General features: G+C 58.6%; 19 protein-coding genes. 6 read left to right on the plus strand and 13 right to left on the minus strand.

The window, feature by feature from the left end:
* Positions 1-3: 3 nt before the first annotated feature.
* The 4 genes from lspA to murJ form a co-directional block, all read right to left on the minus strand.
* A complete protein-coding gene (gene lspA / locus V6Z53_RS28905) occupies positions 4-516 on the minus strand; it encodes a signal peptidase II (RefSeq protein ID WP_338583139.1) in 513 nt (170 codons plus the stop codon).
* The gene (gene ileS, locus V6Z53_RS28910) at positions 509-3,340 is read right to left on the minus strand and encodes an isoleucine--tRNA ligase (protein ID WP_338583140.1); all 2,832 of its coding nucleotides are present in this window, start codon (positions 3,338-3,340) and stop codon (positions 509-511) included. Before ileS ends, lspA begins: the two co-directional genes overlap by 8 nt.
* Entirely contained in the window at positions 3,341-4,291 is a 951-nt protein-coding gene (gene ribF, locus V6Z53_RS28915; protein ID WP_008058292.1) for a bifunctional riboflavin kinase/FAD synthetase, read from the minus strand.
* 129 nt (positions 4,292-4,420) lie between these two features.
* A complete protein-coding gene (gene murJ, locus V6Z53_RS28920) occupies positions 4,421-5,959 on the minus strand; it encodes a murein biosynthesis integral membrane protein MurJ (RefSeq protein WP_338583143.1) in 1,539 nt (512 codons plus the stop codon).
* A 252-nt stretch (positions 5,960-6,211) separates the two neighbouring features.
* On the opposite strand from murJ, the gene rpsT reads away from it, so the two are divergent.
* The gene (rpsT, locus tag V6Z53_RS28925; protein WP_007970922.1) at positions 6,212-6,490 is read left to right on the plus strand and encodes a 30S ribosomal protein S20; all 279 of its coding nucleotides are present in this window, start codon (positions 6,212-6,214) and stop codon (positions 6,488-6,490) included.
* Between the two features lie 183 nt (positions 6,491-6,673).
* On the opposite strand, the gene V6Z53_RS28930 is transcribed toward rpsT, so the two are convergent.
* The 5 genes from V6Z53_RS28930 to rplU all read right to left on the minus strand — a co-directional run bounded on the left by V6Z53_RS28930 (position 6,674) and on the right by rplU (position 10,435).
* Positions 6,674-7,138 (minus strand): CreA family protein, encoded by a 465-nt coding sequence (locus V6Z53_RS28930; protein WP_338583146.1) that lies wholly within the window; start codon positions 7,136-7,138, stop codon positions 6,674-6,676.
* Between the two features lie 12 nt (positions 7,139-7,150).
* Positions 7,151-8,269, minus strand: coding sequence for a glutamate 5-kinase (gene proB / locus V6Z53_RS28935; protein WP_338586587.1), 1,119 nt, complete (start codon positions 8,267-8,269; stop codon positions 7,151-7,153).
* Between the two features lie 137 nt (positions 8,270-8,406).
* A complete protein-coding gene (gene cgtA, locus V6Z53_RS28940; protein WP_338583148.1) occupies positions 8,407-9,630 on the minus strand; it encodes an Obg family GTPase CgtA in 1,224 nt (407 codons plus the stop codon).
* Positions 9,631-9,827: 197 nt separating this feature from the next.
* Entirely contained in the window at positions 9,828-10,085 is a 258-nt protein-coding gene (rpmA, locus tag V6Z53_RS28945) for a 50S ribosomal protein L27 (protein ID WP_003205738.1), read from the minus strand.
* A 35-nt stretch (positions 10,086-10,120) separates the two neighbouring features.
* Positions 10,121-10,435 carry a 50S ribosomal protein L21 gene (gene rplU, locus V6Z53_RS28950; RefSeq protein WP_003176051.1) on the minus strand — a complete coding sequence of 105 codons (315 nt, stop codon included), beginning with the start codon at positions 10,433-10,435 and terminating at the stop codon, positions 10,121-10,123.
* Positions 10,436-10,675: 240 nt separating this feature from the next.
* Here rplU and V6Z53_RS28955 point away from each other — a divergent pair, with 240 nt between their 5' ends.
* The 4 genes from V6Z53_RS28955 (at position 10,676) to V6Z53_RS28970 (ending at position 14,046) form a co-directional block, all read left to right on the plus strand.
* A complete protein-coding gene (locus V6Z53_RS28955; protein ID WP_150701501.1) occupies positions 10,676-11,644 on the plus strand; it encodes a polyprenyl synthetase family protein in 969 nt (322 codons plus the stop codon).
* 182 nt (positions 11,645-11,826) lie between these two features.
* Entirely contained in the window at positions 11,827-12,885 is a 1,059-nt protein-coding gene (locus V6Z53_RS28960) for an IS110 family transposase (protein WP_338586588.1), read from the plus strand.
* Between the two features lie 354 nt (positions 12,886-13,239).
* Positions 13,240-13,581: a zinc ribbon domain-containing protein YjdM gene (locus V6Z53_RS28965; protein WP_020798653.1), complete on the plus strand. Its 342-nt coding sequence runs from the start codon at positions 13,240-13,242 to the stop codon at positions 13,579-13,581.
* 207 nt (positions 13,582-13,788) lie between these two features.
* Positions 13,789-14,046: a hypothetical protein gene (locus V6Z53_RS28970; protein WP_338583158.1), complete on the plus strand. Its 258-nt coding sequence runs from the start codon at positions 13,789-13,791 to the stop codon at positions 14,044-14,046.
* Positions 14,047-14,162: 116 nt separating this feature from the next.
* Here the strand turns inward: V6Z53_RS28970 and V6Z53_RS28975 are convergent, their stop codons facing one another.
* The 3 genes from V6Z53_RS28975 to V6Z53_RS28985 all read right to left on the minus strand — a co-directional run bounded on the left by V6Z53_RS28975 (position 14,163) and on the right by V6Z53_RS28985 (position 15,831).
* Complete coding sequence (locus V6Z53_RS28975) at positions 14,163-14,780, minus strand: FKBP-type peptidyl-prolyl cis-trans isomerase (RefSeq protein WP_338583160.1); 618 nt, start codon at positions 14,778-14,780, stop codon at positions 14,163-14,165.
* Positions 14,781-14,901: 121 nt separating this feature from the next.
* Positions 14,902-15,210 carry a DUF6482 family protein gene (locus V6Z53_RS28980; RefSeq protein ID WP_338583162.1) on the minus strand — a complete coding sequence of 103 codons (309 nt, stop codon included), beginning with the start codon at positions 15,208-15,210 and terminating at the stop codon, positions 14,902-14,904.
* A gap of 132 nt (positions 15,211-15,342) precedes the next feature.
* Positions 15,343-15,831 (minus strand): TIGR00645 family protein, encoded by a 489-nt coding sequence (locus V6Z53_RS28985; protein WP_007970904.1) that lies wholly within the window; start codon positions 15,829-15,831, stop codon positions 15,343-15,345.
* Between the two features lie 159 nt (positions 15,832-15,990).
* Between V6Z53_RS28985 and V6Z53_RS28990 the strand changes: the two genes are divergently transcribed.
* Entirely contained in the window at positions 15,991-17,820 is a 1,830-nt protein-coding gene (locus tag V6Z53_RS28990; RefSeq protein ID WP_338583164.1) for a hypothetical protein, read from the plus strand.
* Positions 17,821-17,826: 6 nt separating this feature from the next.
* On the opposite strand, the gene V6Z53_RS28995 is transcribed toward V6Z53_RS28990, so the two are convergent.
* Entirely contained in the window at positions 17,827-18,168 is a 342-nt protein-coding gene (locus V6Z53_RS28995) for a hypothetical protein (RefSeq protein WP_338583165.1), read from the minus strand.
* Between the last annotated feature and the right edge of the window lie 134 nt (positions 18,169-18,302).

Consider the following 18,302-nt stretch of genomic DNA (forward strand, 5'->3'; position numbering starts at 1 on the left):
TGTTCAGTCATGAACGGCTTCTCCGGTCTTTTTACTTTTGAACATGTCCAGTGCCAGCATCACCGCACCAACAGTGATCGCACTGTCGGCAAAATTGAACGCCGGGAAGTGATGGCGGTTCTGCCAGTGCACCAGAATGAAATCGATCACATGGCCCAGGGCAATGCGGTCATACAGGTTGCCCAGCGCGCCGCCGAGTACCAGTGCCAGCGCAACCGCCAGCCAGGTTTCGTTGCGACCCAGGCGTTTGAGCCAGACCACCAGCACCGCACTGACCACAATGGCGATCAGGGCAAACAACCAGCGCTGCCAACCGGAGCTGTCAGCCAGGAAGCTGAATGCCGCACCAGTGTTGTAGGCCAGGGTCCAGCTAAAGTAGTCAGGGATCACCACGATCTGCTGATACATCTCGAGCTTGCCCTCGAAGTAGTACTTGCTGGCCTGGTCGATGACCAGGACCAGCAAACTCAACCAGAGCCAGCTCAGTCGCCCGAAGCGACCAACGGCATTAGGCATAGTGACGAACCTCGCCAGCGCCGCTGATGTTGTCGACGCAACGGCCGCAGATTTCCGGATGCTCCGGGTTCACGCCGACGTCTTCACGGCAGTGCCAGCAACGGGCGCACTTGGCGAAGGCAGACTTGACGATCTTCAGCTTCAGGCCGCTGACTTCAGTGACCACGGCATCGGCCGGAGCCTGCACGAACGGCGCAACGCTGGCGGTCGACGTGATCAGCACAAAGCGCAATTCGTTGCTCAGCTTGGCCAGATCGGCGCTCAAGGCGTCTTCGGCGAACAGCGTCACTTCGGCTTGCAGGTTGCCACCGACGGCCTTGGCCGCGCGCTGGATTTCCATTTCCTTGTTGACCGCGACCTTCACGGCCATGATCCGGTCCCAGTACGCACGATCCAGCTCGAAGCCTTCCGGCAGTGCGGTCAGGCCTTCGTACCAGGTGTTGAGCATGACGGACTCGTTACGCTCGCCCGGCAGGTACTGCCACAGTTCGTCGGCGGTGAACGCCAGGATCGGAGCGATCCAGCGCACCAGCGCTTCGGAGATGTGGAACAGCGCGGTCTGGCACGAACGACGGGCCTTGCTGTCGGCGCCGGTGGTGTACTGGCGGTCCTTGATGATGTCGAGGTAGAAACCACCCAACTCCTGCACGCAGAAGTTGTGGATCTTCGAGTAAACGTTCCAGAAGCGGTATTCGCCGTAGTGTTCTTGCAACTCGCGTTGCAGCAACAGGGTACGGTCCACGGCCCAACGGTCCAGCGCGAGCATTTCTTCGGCCGGCAGCAGGTCCGTAGCCGGATTGAAACCGGTCAGGTTGGAAAGCAGGAAACGCGCGGTGTTACGGATACGCCGGTAGGCGTCCGCACTGCGTTGCAGGATCTGCTCGGAAACCGCCATTTCACCCGAATAGTCGGTCGAAGCGACCCACAGACGCATGATGTCGGCGCCCAGGGTGTCGTTGACTTTCTGAGGCGCAATCACGTTGCCCAGGGACTTGGACATCTTGCGGCCGGACTCGTCGACAGTGAAGCCGTGGGTCAGCAGCTCGCGGTACGGCGCGTGGTTGTCGATGGCGCAACCGGTCAGCAGCGACGAGTGGAACCAGCCACGGTGTTGGTCCGAGCCTTCCAGGTACAGGTCGGCGCGTGGGCCGGTTTCGTGGCCCATCGGGTGCGAACCGCGCAGGACGTGCCAGTGCGTGGTGCCCGAGTCGAACCAGACGTCGAGGGTGTCGCTGATCTTGTCGTACAGCGGGGCTTCATCGCCCAGCAACTCGGCGGCGTCCAGCTTGAACCAGGCTTCGATGCCCTCGCCTTCAACGCGCTTGGCCACTTCTTCCATCAGCTCGACGGTGCGTGGGTGCAGTTCGCCGCTTTCCTTGTTCAGGAAGAACGGGATCGGCACGCCCCAGTTGCGCTGACGGGAGATGCACCAGTCCGGACGGTTGGCGATCATCGAGTGCAGGCGCGCCTGGCCCCAGGCCGGGACGAACTTGGTGTCTTCAATGGCTTTGAGCGAGCGCACACGCAGGGTGTCGCCGCTGGTTGGCTCTTTGTCCATGCCGATGAACCACTGCGCGGTGGCGCGGTAGATCAGCGGGGTCTTGTGGCGCCAGCAGTGCATGTAGCTGTGTTCGATGATGGTGGTGTGCAGCAGCGCACCGACTTCGGTCAGCTTGTCGACGATGGCCGGGTTGGCCTTCCAGATGAACTGGCCGCCGAAGAATTCCAGCGACGGCACGTACACGCCGTTGCTTTGTACCGGGTTGAGGATGTCGTCGTTGACCATGCCGTACTTCTTGCAGGTCACGAAGTCGTCCACGCCGTAGGCCGGCGCGGAGTGAACCACACCGGTGCCAGCGCCCAGCTCAACGTAATCGGCCAGGTAAACTGGCGACAGACGGTCGTAGAACGGGTGACGGAAGTTGATCAGCTCCAGCTCTTTACCGGTGGTGGTCGCGATGACCGAACCTTCGAGGTTGTAACGAGCCAGGCAGGCTTCGACCAGTTCTTCAGCCAAAACCAGCAGCTTGTCGCCGACATCGACCAGTGCGTAGTTGAATTCCGGGTGAACGTTCAGCGCCTGGTTGGCCGGGATGGTCCACGGGGTGGTGGTCCAGATCACGATCGAAGCAGGCTTGGCCAGCGACGACAGACCGAAAGCGGCAGCCAGTTTGGCTTCATCGGCAATCGGGAACGCCACGTCGATGGTCGAGGACTTCTTGTTCTCGTACTCGACTTCCGCTTCAGCCAGGGCCGAACCGCAGTCGAAGCACCAGTTCACAGGCTTCAGGCCCTTGAACACGAAACCGCCCTTGACGATTTCAGCCAAGGCGCGGATTTCACCGGCCTCGTTCTTGAAATCCATGGTCTTGTACGGGTTGGCGAAGTCGCCCAGCACACCCAGACGGATGAACTCGGACTTCTGGCCTTCGATCTGCTCGGTGGCGTAGGCCCGGCACAGTTCGCGGGTCTTGTCGGCGCCCAGGTTCTTGCCGTGGGTCACTTCGACTTTGTGCTCGATCGGCAGACCATGGCAATCCCAGCCCGGAATATAAGGCGCGTCGAAGCCCGAAAGGGTCTTCGAACGGATGATCATGTCCTTGAGAATCTTGTTCAGTGCGTGACCGATGTGGATCGTGCCGTTGGCGTACGGAGGGCCGTCGTGCAGGACGAACTTCGGACGATCCTTGCCAATCTCGCGCAACTTTCCGTACAGGCCAATACTGTCCCAGCGCTGCAGAATCTGCGGTTCGCGCTGTGGCAGGCCGGCCTTCATTGGGAAGGCGGTGTCCGGAAGGTTTAGCGTGGCTTTATAGTCGGTCATTTAAGGCTCTTCATTAGCGATTGGCGCTAGGTGCGACAGGGCACGGGCGGCGGCGACATCCGCATTGATCGCCGTCTTAAGCGCCTCCAGAGAGGCGAAACGCTGCTCTTCACGCAGCTTTTGGTGGAAAACCACCGTCATACGCCGGTCATACAGATCGCCGGCAAAATCTAAAAGATGGACTTCGAGGTGGGCTTTGCCATCCCCTTGGACCGTGGGCCGCACGCCGATATTGGCGACGCCCGGCCAGGTCTTGCCGTCGAGGTCGACGCTGACCAGGTAAACCCCGGTGAACGGCACGCGACGGCGCTTGAGTTGAATGTTGGCAGTGGGTGTACCCAACTGACGCGCCAGTTTCTGGCCGTGCAGCACGCGACCGGCAATCCGGTACGGGCGACCGAGCAGGCGTTCGGCCAGTGCGAAATCAGCGGCGGCCAAGGCATTACGTACCTGAGTGCTGCTGACGCGAATGCCGTCGAGCTCGACGGTCTGCGCCGCTTCGACGGTAAAACCCTGCATCACGCCGGCCTGTTGCAGGAAATCGAAATCCCCTACCCGGTCACAGCCGAAACGGAAGTCGTCACCGACTTCAAGGTGCTGCACACCGAGGCCGTCGACCAGAATGGTATCGACGAATTCGCTGGCGCTGAGCTTGCTCAGACGCTGGTTGAATGCCAGGCACAAGACCCGGTCGACGCCTTCGGCAGCCAATAGCTGCAGTTTATCCCGCAGGCGGGCCAGACGGGCCGGCGCCGTGTCCGGAGCGAAAAACTCCCGTGGCTGCGGCTCGAAAATCACCACGCAGCTGGGCACGCCCAACTCCAGCGCACGCTCACGCAGCCGCGCCAGGATAGCCTGGTGGCCACGGTGTACACCGTCAAAGTTGCCAATAGTGGCGACACAGCCCCGATGCTGGGGGCGCAGATTGTGGAGGCCTCGAACCAGCTGCATAACGCGCTTCTTGCTCATAAAGTGGTCGATTATAACCACACCCGGCGGCCGACGACAGGCAACACCGTAACCCAAAGTGATCGAGCCGACAAAAATGCCGGCTCGCCCGTATTTATGGAGGTTTTATCCTCAGCCCAACGCTTTGCGATTGAAGTCGCGCAGGCGGAAGCCCATCAACATTAACATGCCGAAATACGCCACCACACCGGCAACCACCAAGGCGCCCAGGCGCAGGAAACGCTCAAGCATCTGTCCCTCGCCCCAGGCCGGCATGAAATGCATGCCCGCCAGCAACACGGCGGACATTACCGTCACCGCGATTACCAGCTTGAAGCCGAACTTCGCCCAACCCGGTTGCGGCTGGTACATCTGCTGTTTGCGCAGTTGATAGAAGAGCAGGCCCGCATTGAGGCAGGCCCCGGCACTGATGGCGAGCGCGAGCCCGGCGTGGGCCAGCGGGCCGATCAGCACCAGGTTGAACAACTGAGTAACGACCAGGGTGAATATTGCGATTTTTACCGGCGTGCGGATGTTTTGTTGCGCATAAAAGCCAGGTGCCAGCACTTTAATCACGATAATCCCGAGCAAACCGACCGAGTACGCGATCAACGCGCGCTGGGTCATGGCCGCATCATGCGCATCGAACTGACCGTACTGGAACAGCGAAACCGTCAGCGGCTCGGCGAGAATCCCCAGCGCCAGGGCGCAAGGCAGTACCAGCACGAAGCATAGGCGCAGACCCCAATCGAGGATGCGCGAGTACTCTTGGCGATCCTTGCTGGCATAGGTTTTGGCAAGGGTCGGTAGCAGAATCGTGCCCAACGCCACGCCCAGAACGCCGGACGGCAGCTCCATCAAGCGGTCGGCGTAGTACATCCACGACACGGAACCCGCGACCAGGAACGAGGCGAAAATGGTGTTGATGATCAACGAGATCTGACTCACCGAGACCCCGAGGATCGCTGGCAGCATCTGTTTCATGACCCGCCAGACGCCGGTATCGCGCAAATTCAGGCGCGGCAGCACCAGCATGCCGATCTTTTTCAGGTGCGGCAGCTGATAAAGCAATTGCGCCAGGCCGCCTACCAATACGGCCCAGCCCAGCGCCATCACCGGTGGATCGAAGTACGGCGTCAGGAACAGCGCAAAGATGATCATGCTGACGTTGAGCAGGGTCGGCACGAACGCCGGTACCGAAAAACGGTTCCAGGTATTGAGGATCGCGCCCGCCAATGACGACAGGGAAATCAGCAATATGTAAGGAAAGGTCACCCGCAATAGATCGGACGTGAGCTCGAATTTTTCCGGGGTATCGGTGAAGCCCGGCGCCGTCACCCAGATCACCCACGGTGCGGCAAGCATGCCCAGCGCCGTGACCAGCGCCAGTACCAGCGTCAACAAACCCGAGACGTAGGCAATGAACGTGCGCGTCGCCTCTTCGCCCTGCTGGCTTTTGTATTCCGCAAGAATCGGCACGAAGGCTTGGGAAAATGCCCCTTCAGCGAAGATCCGGCGCAGCAGATTGGGCAACTTAAAGGCGATAAAGAAGGCGTCAGTCGCCATTCCCGCGCCAAATGTACGCGCAATGAGGGTGTCACGAACAAACCCCAGAATCCGGGAAAGCATCGTGATAGAGCTGACGGCGGCCAACGATTTAAGCAGATTCATTGAAAGAGTTTGTGCCTGTCGATAAACAGCAGGCGAACAATGCGCCTACTTGTGCGATACTCCGCGCCGCAACAGCACAGAGCCAAAGCTCGCGAGTTTACAGGTCACACGCCGGAAAGAAATATCCCGTCGCACCACGCCTACCACTTAGCGGAACGTTTCAAGCGCCCTTGACAAGACTTCAACTCATCGGCATGATTCGCGGCCTATTTTGTTTGCTATTTCCTAAAAAGTCTTTCGAGGAGCTCGACGGTGGCCAACTCACCTTCCGCCAAAAAACGTGCAAAACAGGCTGAGAAGCGTCGCAGCCACAACGCCAGCCTGCGTTCCATGGTCCGTACCTACATCAAAAACGTAGTTAAGGCCATCGACGCAAAAGACGCTGCTAAAGCACAAGCTGCTTACGTTCTGGCTGTGCCAGTTATCGACCGTATGGCCGATAAAGGCATCATCCACAAGAACAAGGCTGCTCGCCATAAGAGCCGCCTGAATGGCCACGTAAAGGCCCTGAACGTTGCCGCTGCTGCCTAAGCGACTCGTTCATTAAAAAACCGACCTCAGGGTCGGTTTTTTATTGCTTGCGATTTAGTGAATTCAACGCAAAAAAATGTGGGAGTGAGCCTGCTCGCGATGACGGATTAACATTCAGCATTTGTACTGGCTGGATACCCGCTATCGCGAGCAGGCTCGCCCCACAGTTTGTCTTGCGTCAGGTTATTGGGCGTGCGCCCACGGCAAAATCGGAATTGCCGTCACCGCATTCTGCGGGCTGCCTTCGATCAAGCGATCGCTGTAGACCAGATACACCAACGTATTGCGCTTCTTGTCGAGGAAGCGCACCACCTGCATGGTCTTGAAGACCAGCGACGTACGCTCCTTGAACACCTCATCGCCATCCTTCAGCTCACCCTTGAAGCTGATGGGGCCGACCTGACGACAAGCGATGGAAGCTTCGGCACGATCCTCGGCCAGACCCAACCCACCCTTCACGCCACCGGTTTTGGCGCGAGACAGGTAGCAGGTCACACCTTCGACCTTCGGATCATCAAACGCCTCGACCACGATCCGGTCGTTCGGCCCGACGAACTTGAACACCGTCGACACCTGGCCAATCTCCTCGGCGGAAGCCAGCAGCGGCATCGCCAGCACTAACCCCAACAATCCTTTTGCCAAACGCATTCAGGTATTCCTTCAGACCAGAATCAGGTTATCGCGGTGAACCAGTTCCGGTTCCGCCATATACCCCAACAACCCGACAATCGCCTCAGACGACTGACCGATGATTTTTTGTGCTTCCAGCGCACTGTAGTTGGCCAGGCCACGGGCGATCTCACGTCCGTCCGGCGCCACGCACACCACCATTTCGCCGCGGCGGAAGCTGCCCTGCACCAGCTTGACCCCGACCGGCAACAAACTCTTGTTGCCTTGGGACAGCGCCGCCACCGCGCCCGCATCCAGCACCAGCGTGCCTCGGGTTTGCAGATGACCAGCCAACCACTGCTTGCGCGCCGCCAGCATGCCGCGCTCAGGCGAAAGCAAGGTGCCGATGCGCTCGCCCACCTTGAGGCGATCCAGCACACGCTCAAGGCGACCGCCAACGATGATGGTATGTGCACCGGAACGGGCCGCCAGCCGCGCAGCGCGCAACTTGGTCTGCATACCGCCACGCCCAAGCGCCCCACCGGTACCACCCGCCACCGCATCAAGCGCCGGATCATCGGCGCGCGCTTCGTAAATCAGCTGGGCATCAGGATTGCTGCGCGGATCGGCGTCGAACATGCCGTCGCGATCCGTCAGGATCACCAGCAAATCCGCCTCAACCAGGTTGGCCACCAGCGCCGCCAACGTATCGTTGTCGCCGAAACGAATTTCGTCGGTGACAACGGTGTCGTTCTCGTTGATCACCGGGATGACTTTCAGCTCGACCAACGCGCGCAAGGTACTGCGGGCGTTCAGGTAGCGCTTGCGGTCGGACAGGTCGTCGTGGGTCAGGAGAATCTGCGCCGTGTGCCGGCCATGCTCGGCGAAGCTCGATTCCCAGGCTTGCACCAAGCCCATCTGACCGATTGCAGCGGCAGCCTGAAGCTCGTGCATCGCACTGGGTCGCGAGGTCCAGCCCAGACGGCTCATGCCGGCAGCCACCGCCCCGGAGGACACCAGCACCAGCTCAACGCCCGCCTCATGCAGGGCCACCATCTGTTCAACCCAGACACCCATTGCCGCGCGATCCAGGCCTTTGCCGTCCGCCGTCAGCAAAGCGCTGCCGATTTTCACGACCCATCGCTGCGCACCTGTCACCTTGCTCCGCATCATCTTCAACCTTAGCTTGAGGGCAGCGCGACCTGGCACTGCCCGTGACATTATTCGTGGTTATTCGTGACCAACGATCGATTTCCAGATACTAAAACGCCGCTCGATTGAGCGGCGCTTAAGTTTATCGCAACGAATCAGTCACGCACGTAAATGATTTCCGGACCGTCCTCGTCATCCACATCTTCTTCGTCCCAATCGTCGTCACCGATGTCATGGACCGACTTCACGCCGCTGCGACGCAGGGCACGCTGATCATCCAGCGCCTGCAACTGGGCGCGAGCTTCGTCTTCGATGCGCTGATCGAGATCGGCCAGCTCTTCCTTGTAGGCAGGGTCGTTGGCCAGGCGATCGGCACGATCTTCCAGGTAACGCATGATGTCGTGGCACAAGCGCTCGGTGTTCTGCTTGGCAATCGCCGAGATCACATAGACCGGACCAGTCCATTCCAAGCGATCAACGATTTCCTTGACGCGAGCATCGTGCTCTTCGTCGAGGATCTGGTCGCACTTGTTCAGGATCAACCAGCGATCACGCTCAGCCAGGGATGGGCTGAACTTGGTCAGCTCGTTGACGATGACTTCGGCAGCGTCCGGAGCACTGGTGTCGTCCAGCGGCGCCATGTCGACGAGGTGCAGCAACAGACGGGTACGCGACAAGTGCTTGAGGAAGCGAATGCCCAGGCCCGCGCCGTCGGAAGCACCTTCAATCAGCCCCGGAATGTCCGCGACCACGAAGCTCTTCCAGCGATCAACGCTGACCACACCCAGGTTTGGCACCAAGGTGGTGAACGGGTAGTCGGCGACTTTCGGCTTGGCGGCCGATACCGAACGGATAAAGGTACTTTTACCGGCGTTCGGCAAGCCCAGCAAACCGACGTCCGCCAGCACTTTCATTTCCAGCTTGAGGTCACGCTGCTCGCCCGGCTTGCCCGGCGTGGTCTGGCGTGGCGCACGGTTGGTACTGGATTTGAAACGGGTGTTGCCCAGACCGTGCCAGCCACCGTGAGCGACCAGCAACTTCTGGCCAGCCTTGGTCAGGTCGCCGATCACTTCCTGAGTGGCGGAGTCGATCACCGTGGTGCCGACCGGAACGCGCAGCACAAGCTCTTCACCCTTCTTGCCGGTGCAGTCAGTGCTGCCGCCGTTGGCGCCACGCTCGGCATCGAAGTGCCGGGTATAACGATAGTCGACCAGGGTGTTGAGGTTTTCGTCGGCGATCATGTAGACCGAGCCGCCATCACCACCATCACCGCCGTTCGGGCCACCGTTTTCGATAAATTTTTCCCGACGGAAACTCATGGCGCCATTGCCACCGTCGCCAGCCTTTACTCGGATCGATACTTCATCAACAAACTTCATAACAACACGCCTCTCGCCATACGGACGAGCCGAAAAACACTAAGACATAAGACTCTTGCAAAAATGAGCGCAGCGACCTCAATCAACGACCGCACAGTCCAGCGCGCCGACAGCCCATACAAACAGTTTTGCAAGAGACTCACCCCACAAACGAAAAAGCCCCGTCGCGAGACAGGGCTTTTCCAGCGATCGCGCAATTAAGCGGCGATTACGCTCACGTAACGACGACCGAAGGCGCCTTTTACTTCGAACTTGATCACGCCTTCGACTTTAGCGAAGAGGGTGTGATCTTTACCCATACCAACGCCGTAGCCAGCGTGGAATTGGGTGCCGCGCTGACGCACGATGATGTTGCCCGCTTTGATAGCCTGGCCGCCATACATCTTCACGCCAAGGCGTTTGGCTTCTGAGTCGCGACCGTTACGGGTACTACCACCAGCTTTTTTGTGTGCCATGAGTTCAATTCTCCTAGTGAGGAATTAGGCTGAAATTAAGCCTGAATACCGGTGATTTTGATCTCGGTGTACCACTGGCGGTGGCCCATACGCTTCATGTGGTGCTTACGGCGACGGAACTTGATGATGCGGACTTTATCGTGACGACCTTGGGAGATCACTTCAGCCACAACGGTAGCGCCAGCAACAACTGGAGCGCCGATATTCACGTCGTCGCCATTGGCAACCAACAGAACGCGATCAAAGGTAACGGATTCGCCGGTAGCGATTTCCAGTTTTTCGATCTTCAGGTATTCACCTGGGGCGACTTTGTACTGCTTGCCGCCAGTAACGATTACTGCATAAGACATGGTATTTCTCCGATAATCCTGCTCACCCAGCTCTTTATAAGAAGAGGTATTGGCTGGCATGGCTGCATGGGGCTGGAAGGCCCGCTTGCAATTGCGTAAGGCAGGTGCTGCCCAGGAAGTTCAGGGTGCGCGATTGTACGCAAGGCACGAGCGCCTTGCAAGGGGCCGTCCATCGCGCCTTGACAGGCCAGGACGTGGGTCCTAGCATGCCGCGCAACCCTTCTGGAGCGACTGTCGCTGATGCAACCCCAAGCTTTCTACCGCGCGGTCGCGGACGATTTTAGCGCCGTCGACGGCATCATCAAGAAGCAGCTGACTTCCCGAGTGCCGCTGGTATCTAAAATCGGCGACTACATTACTTCGGCCGGCGGCAAACGCCTGCGTCCTTTATTGGTGCTGCTGTCCGGCAAAGCACTGGGACGTGAAGGCGATGACCTGCGACTTTTGGCCGCGACCATCGAATTCCTGCACACCGCGACCCTGTTGCATGACGACGTAGTCGACATGTCCGGCATGCGCCGTGGCCGCTCGACCGCCAACGCCATGTGGGGCAATGCGCCGAGCGTGCTGGTGGGCGACTTCCTGTATTCGCGCTCCTTCGAAATGATGGTCGAACTGGGCTCCATGCCGGTGATGAAAATCCTTTCGCAAGCCACGCGCATCATCGCCGAAGGCGAAGTGTTGCAGCTGTCGAAGGTCCGTGACGCCAGCACCACTGAAGAAACCTACATGGAAGTCATCCGCGGCAAGACCGCGATGCTCTTCGAAGCCTCGACCCACAGCGCCGCGGCCCTGGCCGGCGCAACGCCTGAACAGAGCGAAGCACTGCGCATGTTCGGCGATCACCTGGGTGTGGCTTTCCAACTGGTCGACGACCTGCTGGATTACAAAGGCGACGCGGAAACCCTGGGCAAGAACGTCGGTGACGATCTGGCCGAAGGCAAGCCGACCCTGCCGCTGATCTACACCATGCGCGAAGGCACGCCGGAACAGGCTGCCTTGGTGCGCAAGGCTATCCAGAAAGGCGGCATCGAAGACCTGGAGAGCATCCGCGAAGCCGTGGAGGCCTCGGGCTCGCTGGAATACACCGCGCAACTGGCCCGCGATTACGTGGCCCGTGCGATCAAATGCCTCGACGCACTGCCGCCGAGCGAGTATCGCGATGCGCTGGTTGAGCTGAGCGAGTTTTCGGTCGCCCGTACGCACTGATCGTTAAAGCAAGATCAAAAGATCGCAGCCTTCGGCAGCTCCTACACCCACCCTGTAATTGGATGGACTCGCCCAAGCCGAGGCGTCAATGCGCCACGGTGGCAGTCTAAACAGCCAACGACAGCGAGGGCGAGTCCATGAAAAATCATAGTTCGTTTGATCAATCCGTGTCTTCTTCCGATTTGTCGGCCTGCACAACCTTGGCGGTCGACCTGGCCAAACAGGTCTTTCAGGTCGCCGGTGAAGATATCCTCGGCCAGGTGTTCTACGAGCAGCGGATCAAGTCGCGCGAGGCGTTTTATGATTTTCTCCGACAGTTGCCGCCGCATGTCGTGGTTTTGATGGAGACCGGTCCGGGTGCCCAGGCCTGGGCCCGGCAGCTGCAAGACCAAGGCAATCCGGTGCGGATTCTTCCAGCCGGTTTGGTGGCCACACATCGCAGCGGGCCTAAAAATGATCGCAACGATGCGCTGGCGATTCTGCGGGCTAATCGCGATGAAAAAATCTGCGCAGTACCGGTCAAAAGCGTTGCGGCGCTGGCAATGCAGGCGTTGCATCGCGCCCGCCAGGGCTATGTGCGTCGACGCACGGCCCTCAGTAATCAGATGCGCGGCCTGCTGCTTGAGCACGGCGTAGCCTTGGCACAGGGCGATGTTGCGATCAGCCAGAAAATTCCGCGGGTGCTGGAAGATGCCACCCAACCGGTGCCGGGCCTGCTGCGTGAACTGATCGACGAACTGTTGGCCGAGTGGCGCCATTTGGGCGAGCGCATCAGCGTACTGACGGGACGCCTGGAAGTGGCCGCCAACACCGACATGACGGCGAAGCGGCTAATGACTGTGCGCGGCATCGGCCCGATCACTGCCACGGCACTGGTGGCCAAGGAAACCAAGCCTGAGCGATTTCCCAATGCCCGCAAGTTTGCCGCGTACTTTGGCATGGTGCCTGACCAGCACAGCAGCGGGGAGACGGTCCGGTTGGGGAACATGACCAAGCGAGGTGATGCTTATTTACGCAGCCTGATGATCCAGGGAGCCCATGCGGTGCTGCAACAACTACGACCTGATTCCCAGCAACCCGATGACCGCCGTTTGTTGCACTGGATGAGCCGGTTGGGCCGTAAGGAGGCTGCGATCAGGCTAGCCAACCGCAACCTGCGAATCGTCTGGGTGCTTCTACAGAATGACCAGACTTATCGTCGCCACGCGGGTGATGGCCAGCCAGCGACGATGGGCCACTGAGCGACAGAGTTCTGCCACCGAGGTACTAACCGTCTGACCCTCTGCTGAAAAAAATTGACCCCAGGTAAGACCGGCGTGGATTGATGCCTAAGCTCCTACTGGCCTTCGAGGCCTGACTGTAATCGGCATACCACGAGCTTTTCCAATTTTGGCCAGAAGCCGAAGACGGCTTCCACGAATAGGCCTAATACATAGATGCAACGGGGCAGCGGTTTTTCAAAAGCGGGTAGACAGTGGGTGCGAGTCCATACATAGGAGCTGCCGAAGGCTGCGATCTTTTGCTTTCAACTCCCCGCACCTGGAAAACCCTATACAATGTGCGCTTTTTAACGATCCTGAATCCAAGGAGCCTTAGTGAGCACGTTGCCACCCTGCCCGAAATGCAATTCCGAATACACCTACGAGGACGGCGCCCAGCTGATCTGCCCCGAGTGCGCTCACGAGTGGTCCGCAAGCGGCGAAGCCGAAGCGGTGTCCGATGACGCGGTGAAAAAGGATTCGGTCGGTAACGTCCTGCAGGACGGCGACACCATTACCGTGATCAAGGACCTCAAGGTCAAGGGCACGTCGCTGGTGGTCAAGGTCGGCACCAAGGTGAAGAACATCCGCCTGTGCGATGGCGATCACGACATCGACTGCAAGATCGACGGTATCGGCCCGATGAAACTCAAATCCGAGTTCGTCAGAAAAGTCTGAACCTGCTGTATTCCATCCCGCGCCAGGCGTGGGATGGTGCTTCGCCCTCCCCTGCTTCACCCAGCAAATCCTCGCAATAGCTAAAGGCCAGCCGTTTTGACCTTACGCAATCTTTACCCGGAAAAAAGCCCAAACCGCCAATAGGTCCTTGCTATTTATTGAATAGGAATTATTCTCATTGAAACCAATCAATGGAGATGAGAATTCATGACTTACTTAATCGATGCCTGGCTGGACCGCCCACACCCTTACCTCAGGATTCTGCATCGCGAAACCGGGGAAGTCTGTGCGGTACTTGAAGAGGAAGCCTTGAGTGAACTTCAGGATCAGGGTGATCTTGACCTCAATGGCCTGAATTCCAGCGAGCCGGTGGTGCTCAAGGAAGTAGTGCGCAACCTGTTTCTGTTCTGCTATGCCCGGGCATTGCGCCCGTCGCATGAACTGAATCACAAGATTGAAGTATGAATAGCATCGCAAACCCTGTAGGAGCAGAGCTTGCTCGCGATGCAAGCAACTCGGTTCAATTTTGATACCGAGGTGCTGCTATCGCGGGCAAGCCTTGCTCCTACACGATCAAATGCTTACAGAACGTCGAGCAGCTCGACGTCGAACACCAGTACGCTGTGCGGCGGAATGCTGCCAACGCCTTGAGCGCCGTAAGCCAGTTCGCTCGGCACGTACAGACGCCATTTGCTGCCGGCATTCATCAGTTGCAGGGCTTCGGTCCAGCCAGCGATCACGCCGCCAACCGGGAATTCTGCAGGCTGGCCACGCTCGTAGGAGCTGTCGAACACGGTGCCGTCGATCAGGGTGCCGTGGTAGTGAGTACGCACGGTGTCTTCACGGGATGGCTTGGCGCCTTCACCGGCAGTCAGAACTTCGAACTGCAGGCCGGAAGCCAGGGTGGTGATGCCGTCACGCTTGGCGTTTTCAGCCAGGAAGGCCAGGCCTTCGCCAGCGGCCGCTTCAGCCTTGGCTGCAGCTTCGGCTTGCATGATTTCACGGATCACTTTGAAGCTGGCGGACATTTCTTCCTGGCCGACACGGCTTGGCAGACCGGCGAATGCGTCGGTCAGACCTGCCAGGATCGCGTCCAGGTTAACGCCCGGTGGCGGGTTGTCGCGCAGTTGGTCGCCCAGCTGACGGCCAATGCCGTAGCTGACGCGAGTTTCGTCGGTGGACAGATTTACTTCGGACATGACACTGCTCCGCTGTGCGGACGGACCAGGAACTTGCCGTGCATGCACAGCGCGTCCCGGAGCGCCCGAAACCAAAAGGGCCAGCAGACTAGCACAGTTGCCACCGCGTTGATGAGGGGTGTCAGCCCTGTCGTGGAGATCGCTGGTCGATCGGCACCTTCAGGCTTTCGTCAATGCCGCCGAGCCCGCACATCTCGTCATGCACCAGGTTGTGCACGAGGTTGAAGTTCAGCTTGGGAAAGGAGTGAAGCACTTCGCGAGCGTGCTCGACCGAACGCAAATGCATCATTTCGCCGCGTTTATCGCTCAGGGGATACGCGGCGCCATGCATCCGCGCTTCCAGCAGATAAATCCCCCCCTCCATCGAGATCAGGTTCAGCTCGTCGACCTTCCCGGCGACGGCATAGGCATTCAACTCTTGCAGGTTCATGAAGGCACCTCACACAGTGGCGAGCCATTACCTCTACAGGGATAGGCCTCGACGCATCAAAGTACAAGCCACAAACGACGCCGCCCGTCTGTTTTGCAACAGACGGGCGGCGGGTACAGCGCTGAATGTTGATCAGTGCTTGGTCACTTTATCCAGGTAACCCATGGCAAAGGCCGACACCACGAAGGTCATGTGAATGATCACGTACCACTGCAAATGCTCGGGATCGACGTTCTTGGCGTCCATGAAGATGCGCAGCAAGTGAATCGAGGAAATCGCCACGATGGAAGCGGCCACTTTCATCTTCAGCGACGAAGAGTCCATGGTGCCCAGCCAGTTGAGCTTTTCCTTGCTGTCGTCGATGTCGAGTTGGGAAACGAAGTTTTCGTAACCGGAAATCATCACCATCACCAGCAAACCGCCCACCAGCGCCATGTCGATCAGCGACAGCAGCACGAGGATCAGGTCCGACTCGGCCATCGAAAAAACGTTGGGGATGACGTGGAAGACTTCTTGGAAGAACTTCAGCGCCAGGGCCAGCAACCCGAGGGACAGGCCGAAGTAGATCGGCGCCAGCAACCAGCGGGAGGCGTACATTGCATTTTCGATAAAGCGTTCCATTGAATCTCACAGGTGGTCTGAAAATCGACGCGAGTATAGCAGCCCGCTGTTACACCCAGAAACCATCGGGAAATCCGCCACCTGCGCGTGTACATCAAGGTTTTTCTGCTAGTGTCCAAACCATTGACAGCTCAGTGATATCGGACAGGAAGACAGGAAATGGATGCGCGCTTGCCTTTAACCGGTGCAGGAATCTGCCTGGCGTTGCTGATGAGCGCCTGCTCGCCGAGCGATGAAAAACGCCAGGTCAGCCTGGAGGAAAAGACTGCGCAGTTCGAAAAGTCGCTGGATGCGATCCAGGACCCGAAACTCAAGGACGCCGTGGCGGAACTTGGCGGCTCGCTGCTGCTGCTCGAACGGGCGCAACTCAAGCTCGACAGCAAACCGGTGGAGACCGAATACGGTGAAGACGCCCTCGCCGTCCTCAAGCACTACCCCTCGCCCCAGGCACTGGTCGACACCTACATCAACGGCCTGTTCGTGTTGCATAAAGATTCCAGCTCCGACTACCTCACCGACCTGCAACCCGTATTTCCTTTCAATTTCAGCATTCCGGCGGCGTTTCTGTTTCCCCATGGCCTGGAATGGCAATCGGTCACGCTGAGCAACAAACGCGTCATCGCCTTCCAGCCGGAATGGTCGGAAACCGATCCCGGCATTCAGTTGAGTCCGTCGAGCTCCAACCTGAACAATCCCGATGACCTGACCGTGGCGTATCCGTTCATCGAAGGCCTGGATGCCGATATCAAGAACCAGCCGCAACCGCTCAGCCTGCAAGGCAAGATCGAAGTCATCGCCCCCCATCGGCTCTACAGCTTCGACCTGACGAAAAAGGATGTCGGCCAGACGCGCACCAACGACAACGTCAGCGTCACCCTGCTGAAGCTGGCCAATAACTACGCAGAACTCGAATTCAGCAACAGTGCGCCACAAGCCCCGGAGATCGTAGAAACACCGCTCAACCCGCTGATCGTCCAGGCCAAGGATGCCAGCGGGCAATTTCTCTCGCGCTCCGGCTCGATCAATGAAACCGCTGCGCAAATCGCTTTCTACCAGAAGCAGTTGGTGAAAATGCAGCAACAGAAATCCTGGAGCGAAGCGTTCGAAAAGCAGCTCGATGAAGAGCACCGCACCTTCGAGAAGCAACAAACCCATCGTTATTCGAAAGTGTATTTCAACGGACCGATCGAAACTCTCGAAGTGAGCCTACTGGACTTTTCAGCCGTCACGGTGACCCGCAAGGATCTGGATCTGCCGGTGCGTCGCTTTGACCGTCACACCACGCAGAAAACCATCCAGCCCTTGAACTTGCCGGTGGTGGTGTATGACGACCAGGCGCCGAGCTGGCTCAAGGGCGCGACCTTGACCGAGGAACAACTGAAGAAGGGGGTCAAAATCACTCAGTCGGTTGATGACTCAAGCGCTGCCCGAGTCGAATTCAGCCACCTCAAAAGCTTCAATGACGAACTCCTTGGCACCTCCTTCAATCCCGGCGAAAACCCGGTCAGCTTCTTCACCGAGGACAGCCGGGGCAAACGCGATGAACCGATCGAACTGCCGCCGGAGGCGTATGAGGTCGATCCCCTTCGCGGCACCATCACCTATGACCTGAACCTGTTTCCGGAAACGCCCGCTTACGTGGTGGGCTCCGTGCCGCTGTTCCTGGCGACGGTCGACAAGCAGAGCATCGACGCTCATCAACTGCCCAAAGGCCTGGAGCTCAAAGGCAACGCGTTGGTGGTGGACCTGAAAGTGTTCCCCGAGCAGGACTGGCGGTTTTTTGCCAAGGACGACAGTGGCAATTACCTCAAGGAAATTCTCGCAGTCACCCATGATGCAGGCACAGAAGGCCCCGCGCTGTTTGCCGTCCATTACTTCTACGGCCAACCCACGCGCCTGGAAACCTATCAGCGAACTGACCTCACCACCGTGCAATATGGCTACGAGGTCAAACTCGACAAGGCTGATGCATCCAAGCTGGCCCAATAGAACGGACTAATGATCGGGCCGAAACTCAAAGCCACCGACGTTACGGCAACGTCCGCCATTGATCTCGCGCAACTGGGCTTGCAGATGCAGGCACCAGATTTGCGGATCATCAGCGAGTTCGTAGCCGTGCAAGGTCAGGCTTTCAACAATGGTGTCGAGGATGGATTCAGCCGCGAACGGACCAGGAAACGGGCCCTGGGCTTTGATGGCTGAAGGTTGTTCGCCGGCCATTCCGGCGGCGAAGAGCAAGGTCCACATACCCGTATCACCCGCCAACGGCTTGATGGCGCATTCGATACGGGTCACAAGACCCAGGCATTGACGAGTGAGGCAGAGGTTGCGCGACATGGCGGCGACCCTCGGTAGATCCGGTATTCAGCCTCCACGGGAAGGCTGTTTCGATCCAGTGATTACTGTCCCTGTCCTTGAGCAGAGAATAGAAGAAAAGTGCGGGATGCAGGCCATTCGATACCAGAAGGCGC

The sequence above is a fragment of the Pseudomonas sp. MAG733B genome, from assembly GCF_036884845.1.
Lineage (GTDB): Bacteria > Pseudomonadota > Gammaproteobacteria > Pseudomonadales > Pseudomonadaceae > Aquipseudomonas.